At 63.3% G+C, this 18210-nt stretch carries 17 protein-coding genes; 5 read left to right on the plus strand and 12 right to left on the minus strand.

Features of this window, described 5'->3' with window-relative positions; all coding sequences use genetic code 11:
* Nucleotides 1–79 precede the first annotated feature (79 nt).
* Genes ACRARG_RS11425 through hslO form a run of 3 tightly spaced genes read right to left on the minus strand, consistent with a single transcriptional unit; the run spans nt 80 to nt 2830 of the window.
* Complete coding sequence (locus tag ACRARG_RS11425) at nt 80–1246, minus strand: CCA tRNA nucleotidyltransferase (RefSeq protein WP_432690132.1); 1167 nt, start codon at nt 1244–1246, stop codon at nt 80–82.
* Nucleotides 1246–1863: a CoA pyrophosphatase gene (locus ACRARG_RS11430; RefSeq protein WP_432690133.1), complete on the minus strand. Its 618-nt coding sequence runs from the start codon at nt 1861–1863 to the stop codon at nt 1246–1248. Before ACRARG_RS11430 ends, ACRARG_RS11425 begins: the two co-directional genes overlap by 1 nt.
* Nucleotides 1838–2830, minus strand: a complete 993-nt coding sequence (hslO, locus tag ACRARG_RS11435) for an Hsp33 family molecular chaperone HslO (RefSeq protein WP_432690134.1) — start codon at nt 2828–2830, stop codon at nt 1838–1840. The genes ACRARG_RS11430 and hslO overlap by 26 nt, the downstream gene beginning before the upstream one ends.
* Nucleotides 2831–2933: 103 nt before the next feature.
* Between hslO and ACRARG_RS11440 the strand changes: the two genes are divergently transcribed.
* Entirely contained in the window at nt 2934–3374 is a 441-nt protein-coding gene (locus tag ACRARG_RS11440; RefSeq protein ID WP_432690135.1) for an NUDIX domain-containing protein, read from the plus strand.
* Here the strand turns inward: ACRARG_RS11440 and ACRARG_RS11445 are convergent.
* Nucleotides 3367–4641 carry a PP2C family protein-serine/threonine phosphatase gene (locus ACRARG_RS11445; RefSeq protein ID WP_432690136.1) on the minus strand — a complete coding sequence of 425 codons (1275 nt, stop codon included), beginning with the start codon at nt 4639–4641 and terminating at the stop codon, nt 3367–3369. The genes ACRARG_RS11440 and ACRARG_RS11445 overlap by 8 nt on opposite strands.
* Before the next feature lie 136 nt (nt 4642–4777).
* Between ACRARG_RS11445 and ACRARG_RS11450 the strand changes: the two genes are divergently transcribed.
* Nucleotides 4778–5101: an Hpt domain-containing protein gene (locus tag ACRARG_RS11450; RefSeq protein WP_432690137.1), complete on the plus strand. Its 324-nt coding sequence runs from the start codon at nt 4778–4780 to the stop codon at nt 5099–5101.
* Here the strand turns inward: ACRARG_RS11450 and ilvA are convergent, their stop codons facing one another.
* Nucleotides 5102–6337 carry a threonine ammonia-lyase IlvA gene (gene ilvA, locus ACRARG_RS11455; protein WP_432690138.1) on the minus strand — a complete coding sequence of 412 codons (1236 nt, stop codon included), beginning with the start codon at nt 6335–6337 and terminating at the stop codon, nt 5102–5104.
* A gap of 105 nt (nt 6338–6442) precedes the next feature.
* Here ilvA and ACRARG_RS11460 point away from each other — a divergent pair, with 105 nt between their 5' ends.
* Complete coding sequence (locus ACRARG_RS11460) at nt 6443–7672, plus strand: argininosuccinate synthase (RefSeq protein WP_432690139.1); 1230 nt, start codon at nt 6443–6445, stop codon at nt 7670–7672.
* Nucleotides 7669–8136: a GNAT family N-acetyltransferase gene (locus ACRARG_RS11465; RefSeq protein WP_432690140.1), complete on the plus strand. Its 468-nt coding sequence runs from the start codon at nt 7669–7671 to the stop codon at nt 8134–8136. The genes ACRARG_RS11460 and ACRARG_RS11465 overlap by 4 nt, the downstream gene beginning before the upstream one ends.
* A 130-nt stretch (nt 8137–8266) precedes the next feature.
* Here the strand turns inward: ACRARG_RS11465 and ACRARG_RS11470 are convergent, their stop codons facing one another.
* From ACRARG_RS11470 to ACRARG_RS11490, 5 genes are all read right to left on the minus strand, one after another.
* Entirely contained in the window at nt 8267–8980 is a 714-nt protein-coding gene (locus tag ACRARG_RS11470; RefSeq protein WP_432690141.1) for a sulfotransferase-like domain-containing protein, read from the minus strand.
* The gene (locus tag ACRARG_RS11475; RefSeq protein ID WP_432690142.1) at nt 8977–9873 is read right to left on the minus strand and encodes a D-amino acid aminotransferase; all 897 of its coding nucleotides are present in this window, start codon (nt 9871–9873) and stop codon (nt 8977–8979) included. The genes ACRARG_RS11470 and ACRARG_RS11475 overlap by 4 nt, the downstream gene beginning before the upstream one ends.
* Nucleotides 9874–10045: 172 nt before the next feature.
* Nucleotides 10046–10462: a DUF7282 domain-containing protein gene (locus ACRARG_RS11480; protein ID WP_432690143.1), complete on the minus strand. Its 417-nt coding sequence runs from the start codon at nt 10460–10462 to the stop codon at nt 10046–10048.
* A 97-nt stretch (nt 10463–10559) separates the two neighbouring features.
* Nucleotides 10560–11432: a ribokinase gene (locus ACRARG_RS11485; RefSeq protein ID WP_432690144.1), complete on the minus strand. Its 873-nt coding sequence runs from the start codon at nt 11430–11432 to the stop codon at nt 10560–10562.
* Nucleotide 11433: 1 nt separating this feature from the next.
* Nucleotides 11434–13695, minus strand: coding sequence for an NADP-dependent malic enzyme (locus ACRARG_RS11490; RefSeq protein ID WP_432690145.1), 2262 nt, complete (start codon nt 13693–13695; stop codon nt 11434–11436).
* 146 nt (nt 13696–13841) lie between these two features.
* Between ACRARG_RS11490 and mutS the strand changes: the two genes are divergently transcribed.
* Complete coding sequence (mutS, locus tag ACRARG_RS11495; protein ID WP_432691364.1) at nt 13842–16457, plus strand: DNA mismatch repair protein MutS; 2616 nt, start codon at nt 13842–13844, stop codon at nt 16455–16457.
* 91 nt (nt 16458–16548) lie between these two features.
* Here the strand turns inward: mutS and ACRARG_RS11500 are convergent, their stop codons facing one another.
* Together ACRARG_RS11500 and hrcA are read right to left on the minus strand one after the other, a co-directional pair.
* A complete protein-coding gene (locus ACRARG_RS11500) occupies nt 16549–17109 on the minus strand; it encodes a nucleotide exchange factor GrpE (RefSeq protein ID WP_432690146.1) in 561 nt (186 codons plus the stop codon).
* A 9-nt stretch (nt 17110–17118) separates the two neighbouring features.
* Nucleotides 17119–18183, minus strand: coding sequence for a heat-inducible transcriptional repressor HrcA (gene hrcA / locus ACRARG_RS11505; RefSeq protein WP_432690147.1), 1065 nt, complete (start codon nt 18181–18183; stop codon nt 17119–17121).
* Nucleotides 18184–18210 lie beyond the last annotated feature (27 nt).

The following is an 18210-nucleotide window of genomic DNA, read 5'->3' on the forward strand; positions in this document are numbered from 1 at the left end:
GGCAAACCAGACGGGAAAAAGACCGGGAAGGATCGGGTCGGGGTCGTGTCGGTCAGAACTTAGCGCGAAGGCAGACCGGTCAACCATCCCCATCGGCGCACAATTGCTCTCGCGTCAGTGCAAAACCCGATGCGATCCAACGGTGTTCAAGTTCAGCCAGACGCGCGCCAAGCGCCGGGCCCGAATACCCCGGCATCAGGTCCCGCGCCGTGACCGGGAATTTGGCCCGGGCGCCCAGACCAGCCTGCATGATATCCTCGGGCTGCGGCAACATCTCAAAGATCGCCCATCGCAGGAGAAGGATACTTTCGGCTCTATCCCGGCCAAATCTATAGCCCAGCTCTGCCGCTGACATGCTGCTCGCCATGCCGTCGCGCATCAGATCATAGCCGCGCAGATCGTCTTTGGAGAGCCTGAGGGCAGGCCCCGGCGCCTCTGGCCCCAGCACCGCAAGCCGTCGCATCGGATCTGGCGGGCACATGATTTCGGGCGCCTGCTCCAGGTGGATCAGAGGCGCCAGAGCGCGATCCTCGGCCCCCGGCAAAATCTGCGACAGAACCCCCGTCTGGCGCATCAGGGCAACCGCCTGAGACGGATCAGGGGCCGACAGGAGCTTCCGAATCTCTTGCCCGACACGTTCACGGGACAATCCGTCGAGCCCCTCCGTCGCCACAGCGATTGCGGCGAGCGCGTCAGGGTCTGGCCCCTCGGCCGGGTCGCCATACCAGGCGTGAAACCGAAAGAAGCGCAGGATCCGCAGGTAATCCTCCTCGATCCGGGCCTCTGCCGCGCCGACAAACCTCAGGCGCCGGGCCTCCAGATCCGCCAAACCGCCCAACGGATCGACAATCTCTCCGTCCGGCGTCGCATAAAGCGCGTTCATCGTGAAATCGCGCCGCGCGGCATCCTCCGCGACATCGGTGGAAAAGGCGACGGTTGCGTGGCGTCCATCTGTCTCTATATCGCGGCGAAACGTCGTGATCTCATGCGGACGACCTTCGGCAATCACGGTGACCGTACCATGGTCGATCCCGGTCGGCACAGCCCGCAGCCCGGCGGCCCCGGCCAGCCGCACGACATCCTCCGGCCGTGCATCCGTGGCAATATCGATATCCCCGACGGGTCGCCCGATCAGCGCATCCCGCACACATCCGCCGACAAACAGCGCCCGGAACCCGGCGGCCGTCAGCATCCGACACACGTCCTGCGTCCCCGGATGTGACAGCCAGGCGCCGGCGATCCGCATCACCCCAGCCTGTCCGCAAGCACACGCAGCATGCGCGCCGTGGCACCCCAGATATAATAGGGACCCCAGGGAACGGTGAAATAGTGTCTGGTCTGGCCCCGCCAGCGCCGCCCCTGAACGGCGTAATTGGCCGGATCCAACACGTGCCGCAGCGGCACGTCAAAAATCTCTGCCACCTCTCCGGGCTCGGCCCGGCGCGTGAAATCCCCGGTAATCCGCCCCACGACAGGCGTCACCGAAAAGATGCTGACCGTCTCATGTGGTGGCAGATGGCCCAGCACCTCCACCAGCCCGGGCGGCAGGCCGATCTCTTCCTGCGCCTCCCGCAGGGCGGCGGCCGTTGCATCCACATCACCCTCGTCCTGTTTGCCGCCGGGAAAGGCGATCTGACCTGGATGATGCTTAAGATGAGAGGCCCGCTGCGTCAGGATCACATGCAGCTCCCCCCCTTTTTCGATCAGCGGGATCAGCACTCCTGCGGGGCGCAATTTCGTCTCTGTTCCAGCCCGAAACGAAGGATTCAGGTCAAAATCGGAAGAGCCCTCCCCCGGCCGGGCGAGGGCCTCCCGGATCAGATCAAAGGATGCGGCCTCAGCCTTCACCCGGATCCTCCGCATCAAACCCCACCGTTTTCGGGTCGAGCTCGTAATGCGCACCGCAGAACTGGCAATCGGCGGTAACGATCCCTGCGTCGGTGGTCATCTTGGCGATGTCCTTGGCCGAATAGATCGACAGGCTCTGGCGCACGCGATCTTCGGAACAGGTACAGCCAAAGCGCACCGGCTGCGCATCAAAGACCCGCGGCTGTTCCTCGTGAAACAACCGGACCAGCAGGTCGGTCGGCGCGACAGAGGGGCCGATCAGCTCCAGATCCTCGACCGTGTCGAGGTGGAAATTGACGCGGTTCCAGTTCTCTTCCTCATCGCCCTGCACCAGATCGGAGGCGACCAGCAGACCGCCTTCGCCGGACCCGCCGCTCGATGCGGCATGCGGCGAGGCTTTGGGCATGACCTGCAGCATCACACCGCCACCGCGCCAGTGCTCCGCTCCGCCCGCTTCGCGCGATTTGCCATAAGACAGCGCAAACCGGGTCGGCAGCTGTTCCGACTGGGCGAAATAGCCTTCGGCACTGGTCCTGAGTGATCCGCCCGCCAGCGGCGCAATCCCCTTGTAGGGCTGCGTGCCCTGCCCCTGATCCAGCATGACGGCAAAATACCCGTCGCCCAGCTGATCGAACGGCGCGGCATCGGTGATGCGGTCCCGGTCGAAACTGGCATAGGCCCGGATCTGGGCCGGCTCACCCTCTTTGGAAGGTCCATAATAATCCGTCGCGATCATACGCACAGGACCATTGGTCTGCACCTGAAGCGACAGCTTCCACCGCAGCTTGATCGTCTGCCCGATCAGCGCCGTCAGCAGCGACATCTCGGCCACCAGCGCCTCCACCGGGGCGGGGTAATCATGCTGCGCGAGAATACCCTGCAGCACACCGTCCAGCCGCGCGACACGGCCGCGTACATCCGACATATCAAGCTGGAACGGCAGAACCGTATCGTCCCACGCCAGTTTAGAGCCAATGTTCATGGGGTTTCCTTCCGCGCCTGCCCTTGGCATATCTTGGCCACCACCTATGGGCAAGCGCCGCCCGTTACAAGGCTGTGCCAGCCACCGCATACCAGGAGCCCGGATGAGACGATACGGAGAAGCCCCCGAAGCCGGCCGCAGATACACGTTCCGGCCCGGCGCCTACGTCATCCTGCCCCGCGGCGGAGACATCCTGCTGACCCATCAGGCCAGCCCGACCCCGGAGTTTCAGCTGCCCGGCGGCGGCATCGATCCGGGCGAACAGCCCATGCATGCCCTGCACCGGGAAGTGTTCGAGGAAACCGGATGGTCAATCGCGAACCCGCGTCGGGTCCGTGTCTATCGCCGGTTCACCTGGATGCCGGATTATGAAATCTGGGCGGAAAAGCTCTGCACCATCTATGTTGCGCAGCCGGTCCGCCAGATCGGCGACCCGACTGAGCCGGGCCATACTGCCATCTGGGCGCCCATCGCGCTCGCCCCCGACATCCTGCCCGACCCCGGCAGCGCCGACACGCTGCGCCAGCTGATCCGGATTACCTAGCCGCGCGGGTGCCCGAATAGTCCAGCACGATGACAGAGACATCGTCTTCAAATGCCATATCGTTCCGGCGCTGCGCCAGCATCCAGACCAGAGCCTCAAGAAACCCGGCCCCCCGCGTCTGGCAAAGCTCTGTCAGCATCTCTGCAAGACCCTCGTCACCCAGCATGTCGCCGGATGCATCAGCACATTCCGTCACGCCGTCCGACAGAAGGATCAGCCTGTCTCCCGGTTCAAGTTGGGCCTGAACAGGCTCGAATTCGGCGCCATCGATCAGCCCGACGGGAAACCCGCCGTCACCCAGAAATTCGACCCGGCCGTTGGCCCGCTGGATCACGGGATAGGGGTGCCCGGCCTGCACCAGACAGACGGCGCCGGTTGTCAGGTCGATCTCGGCCAGCGCCATGGTGAAATATTGCCCCGTATCCATCTCTGCCAGGGCGATGTCGTTCAGGGTGCGCGCGATATCCGGCGGCGGAACAGATTTCTGAAGCTCGCCACCATAGCCGATCAACCCGATGTTCTGATGCGGCACGGCTGAAGACAGAAACCCGGCCAGCCGGGCCGTGGCAAGGGCCGAAGATACGCCGTGACCGGACACATCTATGGAATAGATCGCCAGCCGATCCGGCCCGATCGGGTAGAATCCGACAAGATCGCCGCCAACACGGCCGGCGGACCGCAGGATCTGCGACAGATCCGCGGTTTCGAACGATATCTCCCGCTCCCGCACAAGCGATTGCTGCAACTTCTTGGCTTCCAGCAGGTCGCTGTCGAGCGAATCGTAGAGCTGCTGCAACTCTCCAAGCGTTTCTTCGATCAGGGATTTCTGCCGCCGCAGCTCTTCCTGCATGTCCAGGATGCGCTCGCCCGCCGTCAGGCGCGCGCGCAGCTCCGCCGTATTGACGGGTTTGGTCAGAAAATCATCCGCGCCGCTGTCGAGCCCCTCGGCCACATCGATCTTGTCTGACTTGGAGGTCAGCAGCACAAAATATCCGTACGTCTCTTTGGTCAGCGACCGGAACGCGCGGCAGAATTCCGGCCCTGACAGGCCCGGCATCATCCAGTCCGAAATGACGATATCCGGGATGGAACTGCGGCAGAACTCCAGGGCCGCCTCGCCGGAGTCCGCCTCTTCGACCTGGAACCCCCACCCGCGCAACGCCATGCTGACGATCAGCCGCTGCATCCGGCTGTCATCGACAACAAGGACCCGACGTGCTGCCCGCGACACCGGACCAGGTTCTTTCTGCCCCACTGGATTCTGCATTCATCTTCCGTTGCCGGACCGGGACCACACCGGACCATGTCCGGCTGACCTACGGCATCACACATAATCGGGGGTTAAACCTAAAATTCACCTCTTTTCCGCAGAATCTGACCGGCCAACCCATGAAGGAGCAGACGTGATCAACTGGGACAAGGTACAGGAACTTGCCGAAGATGTCGGGCAGGACGCATTCGGAGAGGTGCTGGAATTATTTCTGAGCGAGGTTGAAACCGCGCTCCGCTGTCTGCCGGTTTCCGACGATATCGAAGCGGCGGTCCATTTCGTAAAGGGCTGCGCGCTCAATCTGGGGTTCGAGCAGCTTGCCCTCGCCTGCGCAACGGCGGAGCGTCTGGCAGCAACCGGCGCGCCGGACAAGGTGGATATCACCGCGCTTGACCGAATATACCAGTCGAGCCGGGACCTGTTCCTGGCCGAATACAGGCAGCGGCTTGCCGCGTAATCAGATCAGGAATTCCGCAAGAATAGTGTCTTGTGTAATATCGCGATAGGTGAACCCGCCGGCCTCCAGCCGCTGGAAGAGCGCGTCGAAATCCGCCGCCTCCTTCGCCTCGATCCCGATCAGGACCGACCCGAAGTTGCGCGCTGATTTCTTCAGATATTCGAACCGCGCGATATCGTCATTCGGCCCCAGCATATTCAGGAATTCCTTCAACGCACCGGGCCGCTGCGGCAGCCGCAGGATGAAATATTTCTTCACCCCGGAATAGCGCTGCGCCCGTTCCTTGACCTCCGGCAGACGCTCAAAGTCAAAATTGCCGCCCGACGTGATGCAGATCACCCGTTTTCCGGCAATTTCGTCCCTGATCTGGCCCAGCGCGTCTACTGCCAGCGCGCCGGCGGGCTCCAGCACGATCCCCTCAATATTCAGCATCTCCAGCATGGTCGTGCAGATGCGATCTTCGGGCGCGTCCAGCACATCCGTCCGCGAAATACCCGAAAGCCGCGCCCAGGGCCGTTCCCCGATCCGCGCCACCGCCGCCCCGTCGACAAAACTGTCCACCTTGTTGAGCGTCACCGGACCCCCGGCCTCCACCGCCGCCGCCAATGACATCCCACCCGAAGGTTCGACAAATTTCAGGCTCTGTTCAGGCCCAAAATAGCTGCGTATCCCGGCAGAGAGCCCGCCGCCGCCCACCGGCAGGACGATCACCTCGGCCCCGCCCGGCATGTCCGCCTCGATCTCCGCCCCGATAGACGCCTGCCCAAGGATCACGTCCTCATCGTCGAACGGCGCCAGAAAATGCCCGCCCGCCTCCGCACAGAAGGCTTTGGCCTCTGCCAGCGTGTCGTCGAAATAGTCCCCGACCAGCCGGATCTCGACAAATTCTCCACCAAAGATCCGCGTCTTGTCGATCTTCTGCTGCGGCGTCGTCACCGGCATGAAGATCACACCCCGCTTGCCAAAATGCCGGCACATATAGGCCATGCCCTGCGCGTGATTGCCGGCAGAGGCGCAGACAAACAGCTCCGCCCGGTCCGCCCGCCGCATCGCATTGAACGCCCCGCGCAGCTTGTAGCTCCGCACCGGCGAGAGGTCCTCCCGCTTCAGCCAGATATCGGCGCCAAACTTCGCCGACAGATGATCGTTGCGCAAAAGCGGTGTGGCCGGAAAGACCGACCGCATTGCAACCATGGCCGCCCGGGCGCGGTCCCTGAAATCTTCGATATCGCTCATCTCTCTTCCTTGCCCCCTCCCGCAGCGCCCGGCAAGGGGCCGCGACCTTGTGTGCCACGGGAAAAAGCGCTATCGCCCGTGCGGACTACGACGAAGGACATGTATATGAGCGCGCCGAAGAAAGTCGTCCTGGCCTATTCCGGGGGCCTCGACACCTCGATCATCCTCAAGTGGCTGCAGACCGAATATGGCTGCGAGGTCGTCACCTTCACCGCCGATCTCGGCCAGGGCGAGGAACTCGACCCCGCACGCAAGAAGGCGGAACTGCTCGGCATCAAGCCCGAGAACATCTATATCGAGGACGTCCGAGAGGAATTCGTCCGCGACTTCGTCTTCCCGATGTTCCGCGCCAATGCGCTCTACGAGGGGCTCTACCTGCTGGGCACCTCCATCGCCCGCCCGCTGATCTCCAAGCGGCTGGTGGAAATTGCCGCCGAAACCGGCGCCGATGCCGTGGCCCATGGCGCCACCGGCAAGGGCAACGATCAGGTGCGGTTCGAACTCAGCGCCTATGCGCTGAACCCCGATATCAAGGTCATCGCCCCCTGGCGCGAATGGGACCTGTCTTCACGGACCAAGCTGCTGGCCTTCGCCGAAGAAAACCAGATCCCGATCGCCAAGGACAAGCGCGGCGAGGCGCCGTTTTCGGTCGATGCGAACCTCCTGCACACCTCCTCCGAAGGCAAGGTGCTGGAGAACCCCGCCGAAGAGGCGCCCGATTACGTCCTGCAGCGGATTACGCGCCCCGAGGATGCGCCCGATACGCCCGAAATGGTGGAAATCACCTTCGAAAAGGGTGACGCCGTGGCGATCAACGGCGAGGCGATGAGCCCCGCAACCATCCTGACCAAGCTGAACGAACTGGGCGGTAAGCATGGTGTCGGTATCCTCGACCTCGTCGAGAATCGCTTTGTCGGCATGAAGTCCCGTGGCGTCTACGAGACCCCCGGCGGCACCGTGCTGCTCGAGGCACATCGCGGCATCGAACAGATCACGCTCGATTCCGGCGCAGGTCACCTCAAGGATTCGATCATGCCCCGCTATGCGGAGCTCATCTATAATGGCTTCTGGTTCTCGCCCGAACGCGAAATGCTGCAGGCCCTGATCGACAAATCACAGGAGCATGTCACCGGCACCGTCCGGCTGAAGCTCTACAAGGGTTCCGTCCGCACCGTCGCCCGCTGGTCCGATCACTCCCTTTATTCGGAGGCGCATGTGACCTTCGAAGAGGACGCTGGCGCCTATGACCAGAAGGACGCGGCCGGTTTCATCCGTCTCAATGCGCTCCGCCTGAAACTGCTGGCAACCCGCGCACGCCGCGTCGCGGACAAGTGACCCAGGTCACGCTGAAACTCGCCCAGCGGGAGGATGTCCTCCCGCTGATCGACCTGAAGGTGGCCGCAGACAAGGCGCATTTCGTCTCTGACAATGCCAAAAGCCTCGCTCAGGCCGCCTATGAACCCGGCGCCTATCCCTTTGTGATCTGGCATGGCGAGACCCGCGTAGGCCTCGCCCTCATGCTCGACTGGCGCGAAGCCACCTACCGCGACCCCGCCGATGATCCCGACGCCGTCTTCCTCTGGCGCCTGATGATTGGCGAGCAATTCGCCGGTCAAGGCCATGGCACCGCCGCGCTGACGTGGCTGATCGACTGGGCCCGCGCCCGGGGGGCGAAGCGCTTCGTCCTCAGCCATATGCATGAAAATCCCGCCGCCGCCTTCTACGAACGGCTGGGCTTCCTGCCCACCGGCCGCACCCGCTACGACGGCGAGGATCTGGAACGCGCCCTCACCCTCTGATCCGGATCAAAAAACACCTTCTCTGGTCCGAAAATATCCCGGGGGTGACCGGCATATGCTCTGCATATGTCGGTCGGGGGCAGCGCCCCCTGACTGGAATGTCTTGCGTGCGACAGCACGCTCCGCTGGATCAGACCACCAGCTTCACCGCCGCCAGCCGCTCGTAAAACGGCATCGCCGCCGCCGCCATCTCGGCCGCGTCCCCCTCCAGCACCGGCATCTCCCCTTCCGGTCCGGCGAACCCGGTCGACTGATGCACCGCCCCGTACCAGACCGGGGCCCAGAGCCCGTCCACCGCTTTTGGCCCCGCCTCCCAGCCCAGCATCGCCGGATCCCAGTCGAGACCAATCCGCCCGCAGATGGCCCGCAGCATCCTTTCCGGATCGGCCCGCACGTCAGACCCTTCGATGACAACAGGCGTGATGCCCTGCGCCAGCAGATCATCGTAAATCCCGGCCAGTTGCACCGCACCGATATCTTCCAACCCGGCCTCTGCCCAACCCTTTGTAAACGACGCCACGACCCGCGCCGGATGACGGATCAGCAGGATATGCGCCATATCCCCCCACCAATCCCGCCGGATACCCGGCAGCATGTGCTGGGCCATATGCTTGTGATACATATGTGGGGTCGAATCCGGCTGTAACAGGGTCGAAATCACCTCCTCCGGATCCTCTGGCTGAGAAGCCATAATCTCCGCCCGCATCGGGTGATTCTTTCCCGTCGCCGCCAGATAAGCCGCATAAAACGGCTCATCCACCGCGCCGCAATCGGCCCGGTTCGAAAACGAATACATCAGCGCGGTGGAGATATTCCGCGGGCCGGACCAGCAGGCAATTTTCATAGTGCAACCAGCTCCTTGTAGAGACCCCGGATCCGCTGTGTGACCGGCCCCATGTCTCCGCCCCCAATCACCCGCCCGTCAATCTCCCCCACCGCCGCCTGTGCGCCAAAGGTACCGGTGACAAAGGCCTCTTCCGCCGAATAGCACTCCACCAGAGAGAAATTCTTCTCGAACACGGGGATTTCGGCCTCCCGGCACAGCTCGATCACCTTCCGGCGCGTGATCCCGTTCATGCAATAATCCCCGGTAGAGGTCCAAACTTCCCCCTTCCGGACGATGAAAAAATTGCAGGCGTTGGTCGTGTTCACAAAGCCATGCACATCCAGCATCAGCGCCTCATCCGCCCCGGCCTTTTCCGCCGCGATACAGGCCAGGATGCAGTTCAGCTTGGAATGGGAATTCAGCTTCGGATCCTGCGTCATCGGCAGGCCACGCAGATGTGGCACGGTCGCCAGACGCAGCGGGCGGCCCTGCTTGGGCACCGAATACTCCATGATGATCGCCACGGTTGGGCCAAAACGCGACAGCGACGGGTGCTGGAATGGCCTGACCTTCCGGCCGCGTGTCACCATCAGCCGGGCATGGGCATCCGTTTCCATCCCGTTCGCGACCCGCAGTTCTTCCAAAGCAGAGACTAATTCGCCTCTATCCATGCCAATATCGAGGTCAATCGCCTTGGCCGCCTCGAAAAGCCGGTCGAGATGCTCGTCCAGAAAGGCCCAGCGCCCGTCATACAGCCGCAGCCCCTCCCAGACCCCGTCGCCCATCATGAAGCCGCTGTCATAGATCGACACGACGGCCTCTTCCGCGCCAACGATCCGGCCATTGAGGTAGAATTTCAGCGAAGCATTGCGCGGGTCGTCCTGCGCGTCATGGGTGGTCTGTTCGGTCATGGGGGCCCCTTTCGGCCCCGACGTTAGGCCGGCCAAAGCACCTTGCCAAGCCGACAGGAAAAGGCCGGAGCCCAAGGTCTCCGGCCTTTCCCCCCATCCGGAGGCCTTCAGTCTGGACAGGGGACATGCCCCCGGATCGGAAACCGCAGGAAAGGGGCCCTGCGGCCACTGCTCACTCCGCAGTGATGACGGACATCACCAGCTTGCCATCGGGCTTGATCGGCCCGTCTTCCTTGGCACCCAGCGTGTATTCGAAAACGCCTGTTTTCATGCCGCCGGCCTCCGAATGGACCATCAGCATCAGCATATCGCCCGATGCGACCTCCTCCGTCAGGATCGCGGCGACATCCATGTTCTCACCCATCTTGATCGGGGCGTAACCGACAACCGGGCCCGGCTTCATCTCCGCATCGGTGCGGTGCACCACCATCCAGCCGTTCTCCGGCGCGTCGATTTTCGATGCAGTCACGGTTCCACCCGAAACATCCTGATCCATACCCTCAACTGCGGGCGCCATGGCATGGCTTGCTGCAAACGCAGTCCCGGCGGACGTGGCAAGGGCCGCAAGGGTAACGATAAAGCGCTTCATGAATATTCTCCCAAACTGATTTCTGACGGCTCATCTTGTGCCGTTCACCCCGAGTCACGTTTGACGGGGATAGGGAGTTTCAGCTTTGGGAAAAAATTTACGGAAAAACCGAGTCGACCTCGACCCGGGCTGGAATGACCTCCGCCGTGCCCGGCCGCGTGACCATCAGCGCGCCGGCTTTCAGCGCAAGCGCGATGGCATCTTCCATGCTATCCCCGGCATCGAGCGCGGCCAGCAGATACCCGGTAAAGGTATCCCCGGCGCCGGTCGTATCGACAGGTTCAACTTTCGGCGCGGGAAACTCCTGGATTTCGCCTTTGACTGTGTCGATCCACCGACAGCCTTTCTCGCCCAGTGTGATCACGATATGGCCCACCGGGAGGCGATCGATCGGTGTCTGCAGCGCCGCCTCAAGCTGCGCGGCCTCTACCGCATTCAGGATCAGCAGGTCGAGATCGTTGATGACGGCTTGCACCGCGGCCAGCTCAAAGGGTGCGGCGGCATAGGCAACCGTCAGGTCCCGCGACCTGGCGGCAGACAGAAAGGCCTCCTGCCCGTTGGTTTCATTCTGACAGATCGCAATATCTCCGGGCTCCGCGCCATCCAGCGCCGTCAGGGCGTGGGCGACGGAAATTACCCTGTTTGCGCCGGAATAGACAATGATCTGGTTCTCGCCCTGCGCGTCCACAGCGATAATTGCATGGCCGGACGGCTGCTGCGCCACCGAAAGGTGATCCACCCCGACCCCGGCAGATGCCAGCCGTTCCCGCATCCAGACACCGTCAGATCCAACCGCGCCGATATGTTCCACCCGGCCACCGGCCCGCGCAATTGCGACAGACATATTGGCGCCCTTACCGCCCAGCCCCTCCGAATACTCCGTCGAGCTGAGGGTTTCGCCTGGCTGCGGAAGATGGGGCAACCGATAGACCCGGTCCGCATTGACGGATCCAAGGTTCCAGATGGTCACCTCAGTTCACCTTCGACGCGGCCAGCAGTGCCATGTTCATGATGTCGTTCACGGTCGACCCGGTCGAACAGATCTGGATCGGCTTGTCGACGCCCGACAGGATCGGCCCGATGACCGTCGCCCCCGCCATTTCCTGCATCAGTTTGACACTAATACTAGCGGAATGGCGTGCCGGCACCACGAGGATGTTGGCATTATCGGTGAGCTTGGCGAAGGGGAAATGCGACCGTGCGCGGCTGTTCAGAGCCACATCCACCGTCATTTCACCCTCATATTCGAAATCCACACCGCGAGCGGCCAGAACTTTAGGTGCGATATGCATCTTCTCTGCCCGTTCCGACACCGGATAGCCGAAGGTAGAGAAGCTGACGAAGGCCACGCGCGGCTCCAGCCCCAGATCGCGGGCTACCTCCGCACAGCGTTCGGCGATATCGGCGAGGTCCTCTTCGTCCGGCCATTCATGCACCAGCGTGTCAGAGATCAGCACGATCCGCCCCTTGTGGATCACCGCCGTCACGCCCGCCGCGCCATGCGCGGCATCGGCGTCAAAGACATGGTTGATCAGCTCCAGCACATGCGCCGACTTGCGCGTCGCCCCGGTGACCAGCCCATCGCCATGCCCATGCGCCAGCATCAGAGCCGAAAACACATGCCGGTCCCGCGCGGCCAGACGGTGCACATCGTGCTGGTCATAGCCTTTGCGCTGCAGCCGTTCGTAGAGGAAGGTCTTGTACTCTTCCAGATGCTCCGTCTTGGCGGCATTGGTCACGGTCAGCTCGCCCACGGCATCCCCCAGGCCCGCCGCTTCCAGCTTGGCGGCGACATCGGCATCCCGGCCAACGACAATCGCCTCGCCCAGCCCGGCGCGTTGATACTGCACCGCCGCGCGCAGCACGCGCACATCGTCGCCCTCGGCAAAGATCATCCGCGCCTGTGCATTCCGCGCCCGGGTGTTGATCGACCGCAGGATATTCGCCGTCGGATCCATCCGCGCCTTGAGGCTCAGCTCATAGGCCTCCATGTCGATGATCGGACGCCGCGCCGCACCCGTCTCCATGCCCGCACGCGCCACAGCAGGCGGAATCCGGTGGATCAGTCTCGGATCAAAGGGTGTCGGAATGATGTAATCCCGCCCGAAACTCAGCGCCCGGCCATAGGCCATGGCCACCTCATCCGGCACATCCTCGCGGGCCAGTTCGGCCAATGCCTCCGCACAGGCGATCTTCATTTCGTCATTGATCGCACGCGCATGGATGTCGAGCGCCCCGCGGAAAAGATAGGGGAAGCCCAGCACATTGTTGACCTGATTGGGATAGTCTGATCGCCCGGTGGCAACAATTGCATCCTCGCGCACCTCATGCGCCTCTTCCGGCGTGATCTCCGGATCCGGGTTCGCCATGGCAAAGATCACCGGGTCCTTGGCCATCGCAGCTACCATCGCGGGCGTCACCGCCCCCTTGACCGACACGCCGAGGAAGACATCCGCCCCCTCCATCGCCTCTTCCAGCGTCCGCAGCTCAGTCGCGATCGCATGGGCCGACTTCCACTGGTTCATCCCCTCGGTCCGACCCTGGTAGATGACCCCCTTGGTATCGCAGACAACGCAATTTTCGTGCCGCGCACCCATGCGCTTCAGCAGCTCGATACAGGCGATCCCGGCCGCGCCGGCGCCGTTCAGCACGATTTTACACTCCTCGATCTTCTTACCCGACAGCTTCAGCGCGTTCAGCAGCCCCGCGGCGCAGATCACCGCCGTGCCGTGCTGGTCGTCATGGAAGACCGGGATATCCATCTCTTCCTTCAGCCGCTGTTCGATGATGAAACATTCCGGCGCCTTGATATCCTCAAGGTTGATGCCACCAAAGGACGGGCCCATCAGCTTCACCGCGTTGATGAAGGCCTCCGAATCCTCGGTATCCAGTTCCAGATCGATCGAATTCACATCGGCGAAGCGTTTGAAGAGCACGGACTTGCCCTCCATCACCGGCTTGGACGCCAGCGCCCCGAGGTTGCCCAGCCCCAGAACCGCCGTCCCGTTGGAGATCACAGCGACAAGATTGCCCTTGTTCGTATAGTCATAGGCGGTTTCCGGGTTCTCATGGATCGCCTCACAGGGCACGGCCACACCGGGGGAATAGGCCAGCGACAGGTCACGCTGTGTGGTCATCGGCACGGTCGCCGTGACCTCCCACTTGCCCGGGGTCGGCTCCAGATGGAACGCGAGCGCATCCTCCGGCGTGATCCGCGATTTCGACTTCGACATGGGGCCTCTCCTCCTGACGGCTCAGGCGTCTTACACAAGCGCCGCGCATCGCTCAACCATTTCGCCTTTCGCCCGAGTCCATGGCTCGGTAAGGTCCGGGCCAATCAACCCGGGGGGCAGAGTTGAGCACCGAAACCGTCACGCCCATGATGGCGCAGTATCTGGAGATCAAGGCGGGCTATCCGGACGCCCTGCTCTTCTACCGGATGGGCGATTTCTACGAGCTATTCTTCGACGATGCCGTCGCCGCCTCAGAGGCGCTGGATATCGCTCTGACCAAGCGCGGCAAGCATCTGGGCGAGGATATCGCCATGTGCGGCGTCCCGGTCCATGCCGCCGAAGGTTACCTGCTGACCCTGATCCGCAAGGGCTTTCGCGTCGCCGTTGGCGAACAGATGGAAAGCCCGGAAGAGGCGAAAAAGCGCGGCTATAAATCGGTGGTCAAACGTGATGTCGTTCGTCTGGTCACGCCCGGCACTCTTACCGAGGAATCTCTGCTCGACGCCCGCCGTCACAATTTCCTCGCCGCCTTTACCGTGGTCCGGGACGAAGGCGCGCTGGCGTGGGTCGATATCTCCACCGGTGCGTTTCACGTGGAACCCCTGCCGCCGGTGCGTCTGGGCCCCGAACTCGCCCGGCTCTCCCCGTCCGAAATCCTGATGGCCGAAGATCAGCATCGTGATTACGCCGAAACAGTCTCTGATTTCGGCACGGCGCTGACGCCTTTGTCGCGCGGCTCCTTCGACAGCACCGGTGCAGCGGACCGGCTCTGCCGTCTCTTCAAGGTCTCCTCGCTGGACGCCTTCGGCACCTTCACCCGGGCGGAGATCTCCGTCATGGGCGCCATTGTCGACTACCTCGACATCACCCAGAAGGGCAAACTGCCGCTCCTGCGCAAACCCCGGCGGGAGGCGGCCGAGCGGACCATGCAGATCGACGCCGCCACCCGGCGCAATCTGGAACTGACCCATGCCCTCTCCGGCGGCCGTGCCGGATCCCTGCTCCAGGCCATCGACCGCACCGTCACCCCCGGCGGCGCGCGTGCGCTGGAACGCCGCCTCTCCAGCCCCTCCCGCGACCTCGCCACGATCCACGACCGCCTCGCCGCCGTTGATTTCGCGGTGGAACAGAGACTGATGTCCCGCGATCTGCGCGATGCCCTGCGCCGCGTGCCGGACCTCGACCGTGCCCTGTCGCGCCTCGCTATCGACCGCGCCGGTCCCCGCGACCTCGCCGCCATCCGCAACGGCTTGACCCAGGCAGAGGAGATCGCCCAAACCCTCGCGCAGACCGACCTGCCCGCACTCCTCGCCGAAAGCGCCACCCACCTGACCGGCCATGACGATCTGCTCGCCCTGCTCGAGCAGGCCCTCGTCGCCGAACCGCCGCTCCTCGCCCGTGATGGCGGTTTCATCGCCCCCGGCTATGACAGCGACCTCGACGAGGCCCGCAAGCTGCGCGACGAAGGCCGAGGTGTCATCGCGTCAATGCAGACCCAATATGCCGAGGAAACCGGGATCTCCGCGCTGAAGATCAAGCATAACAACGTGCTGGGCTATTTCATCGAAGTCACGGCAACCCATGCCGACAAGATGCTGTCGGAACCCCACTCCGACCGGTTCAAACACCGCCAGACCACGGCCAACCAGCTCCGCTTCACCACCCCCGACCTTAGCGAGATGGAGACGCGCATCCTCAATGCCGGTGGCCGCGCGCTCGACATCGAAAAGCGGCTCTATGACAGCCTGAAAGCTGCCATTCTCGACCATGTCACCGACCTGACCGACACCGCCCGCGCCCTGTCGGAGCTCGACCTCGCCACCGCGCTCGCCGATCTCTCGACCGCCGAAAACTGGTGCCGCCCGAAAGTCGACGACAGCCGCTGCCTCAACATCACCAATGGCCGCCACCCGGTTGTCGAACAGTCGCTCAGACGTGACGGCGCCCCCTTCATCGCCAATGACACCGACCTCTCGGGCGAGCCTTCCTCGATCTGGCTGCTGACCGGCCCGAACATGGCCGGTAAATCGACCTTCCTGCGCCAGACCGCGCTGATCGTCCTGCTTGCCCAGATCGGCAGCCATGTCCCCGCCGATGCCGCCGAGATCGGCCTCGTCTCCCAGCTCTTCTCCCGCGTCGGCGCCTCCGACGACCTCGCCCGGGGCCGCTCCACCTTCATGGTCGAAATGGTCGAAACCGCTGCGATCCTGAACCAGGCCGACGACCGCGCCCTTGTTATCCTGGACGAGATCGGCCGCGGCACTGCCACCTATGACGGCCTCTCCATCGCCTGGGCCACGCTCGAACATCTGCATGAGGTCAACCGGAGCCGCGCCCTCTTCGCCACCCATTACCACGAGATGACGGCCCTTGCCGGAAAGCTCAAAGGCGTCGAAAACGCCACCGTCGCCGTGCGCGAACACGATGGCGACGTGATCTTCCTGCATGAGGTCATCCGTGGCGCTGCCGACCGCAGCTATGGCGTGCAGGTCGCCCGCCTCGCCGGCCTGCCCGACGCCGTGGTCGCCCGCGCCCGCGAAGTCCTCAACGCCCTCGAAAAAGGCGACCGCGAAGGCGCGCACAAACCCAAGGCCGTGATCGACGACCTGCCCCTCTTCGCCGCTGCCGCCGCGCCCGCGCCGCCCCCCAAACCGGAAAAATCCCCAGCCCTCGACCTGCTGGAAACGATCAACCCCGACGACCTCTCCCCGCGCGAAGCGCTCGAAACCCTCTACAAATTGAAAGAGGCGCAGCGCCAATAGCGCCACGCCCCCTCTTCATCTTTCCCGAAATACTCTCGCCGAAGGCAAATTGGCGCAACACCCGTAGGATGGGTGCTTGCACCCATCGCCGTCAGTTGGCCGGCATCGACGACACGCCAACCTGCGCCGGTCGCAGCAGCCGCTCGCCCAGCATGAACCCTTCGGCCGAAACCTGAATGATCTCGCCAGCCTTGGTCCCCGGCACCGGCGCCTCGAACATCGCCTCATGCAGGTTCGGGTCGAATTTATCGCCCACTTCCGGCGTGACAGGCTCGATTCCGTGCTTCTTGAGCGTGTTCACCAGCTCCCGCATGGTCAGCTCCACACCTTCCAGCAGCGCCGCGGTCTCTTCGGTCCGCTCGCCCGCCGCTTCCAACGCGCGCTTCATATTATCGTAGACCGGCAGCAGGTCGCGCGCCAGTTTCGCGCCACCATAAAGCTCCGCCTCGCGCCGCTGCTTGTCGGCCCGTTTGCGCGCATTCTCGGCATCCGCCATCGCGCGCATCCATTTGTCTTTCAGAGAATCCCGCTCCGCCCGCAACGCGTCGATCTCGACCGCCTCGTCGTCCAGCTCGTCCATCTCCTCGGCATAGGCTTCGGCTTCGGCCGCTTCCACATCATCGAGGAAATCGTCGTTCTCAGGGTTCGCCATGTTCCACCTCTAACTCCGGTCCGAGATCATCCGCCCCACAAGCTGCGCCGTGTAATCCACGATCGGCACGATGCGCCCGTAGTTGAGCCGCGTGGGTCCGATGACCCCCACGGCACCGATGATCTTTCGATCCGCGTTCATATATGGAGAGACCACCAGAGAGGAACCCGAAAGTGAAAAAAGTTTGTTTTCAGAGCCAATAAAAATGCGGACCCCTTCACCCTCTTCGGTCAGTTCCAGAAATTCGGCAATATCCCGCTTCCGCTCCAGATCGTCAAAGAGCGACCGTATGCGTTCCAAATCCTCTTCCGCCGCGTCTTCGCCCAGCAGATTGGCCCGTCCCCGGACGATCAGCCGCTCGTAGCGCGACCCCTCATTGTTCCATTCAGCCCAGCCCGAATCGATCAGATCGCGGGCCAGGCTGTCGATCTCCTGCCGCCGCGTCGCAACCTCGGCCTTCATCACGCGGGTCAGTTCGCTCAGCGTCCGCCCCTCCGCCAGCGCGTTGAGGAAATTCGCCGCCTCCCGCATCGACGATGGCGTCTGCCCGGCGGGCGGGGTGAAAATCCGGTTCTCCACATGGCCATCGGCAAAGACCAGCACCACCAGCGCCCGGTCATGCCCCAGCCCGACAAATTCGATATGCTTGATCGGCGCCTCGTGTTTCGGCGCCAGCACCAGTGAGGCGCCCTGCGTCGCCCCCGACAATGCCGACCCGATCCGGTCCAGCAGGCCCGACACATCCGAACTACTGTCGCCTACGGTCGCATCCAGCATCGCCCGGTCGGCCGACCCCAGATCGCCCACCTCGAGCAAGCCGTCGACAAACATCCGCAGCCCCTGCTGCGTCGGCACCCGCCCGGCCGACACATGCGGCGACCCCAGCAGCCCGAAGTATTCCAAGTCCTGCATCACATTGCGAATCGTTGCGGCCGACACCTTCTCGCTCATCGTCCGCGTCAGCGTCCGCGAGCCCACCGGCTCCCCGGTTGACAGATAGCCTTCGACCACCCGCCGGAACACTTCCCGCGACCGGTCGTTCAACTCATTGAGGATCTTTGTCGTCTCGTTCATTCTCAACATCGGCCCGGTCGGAAGGCA

This window comes from Pseudooceanicola profundi, assembly GCF_050897955.1.
GTDB lineage: Bacteria > Pseudomonadota > Alphaproteobacteria > Rhodobacterales > Rhodobacteraceae > Pseudooceanicola.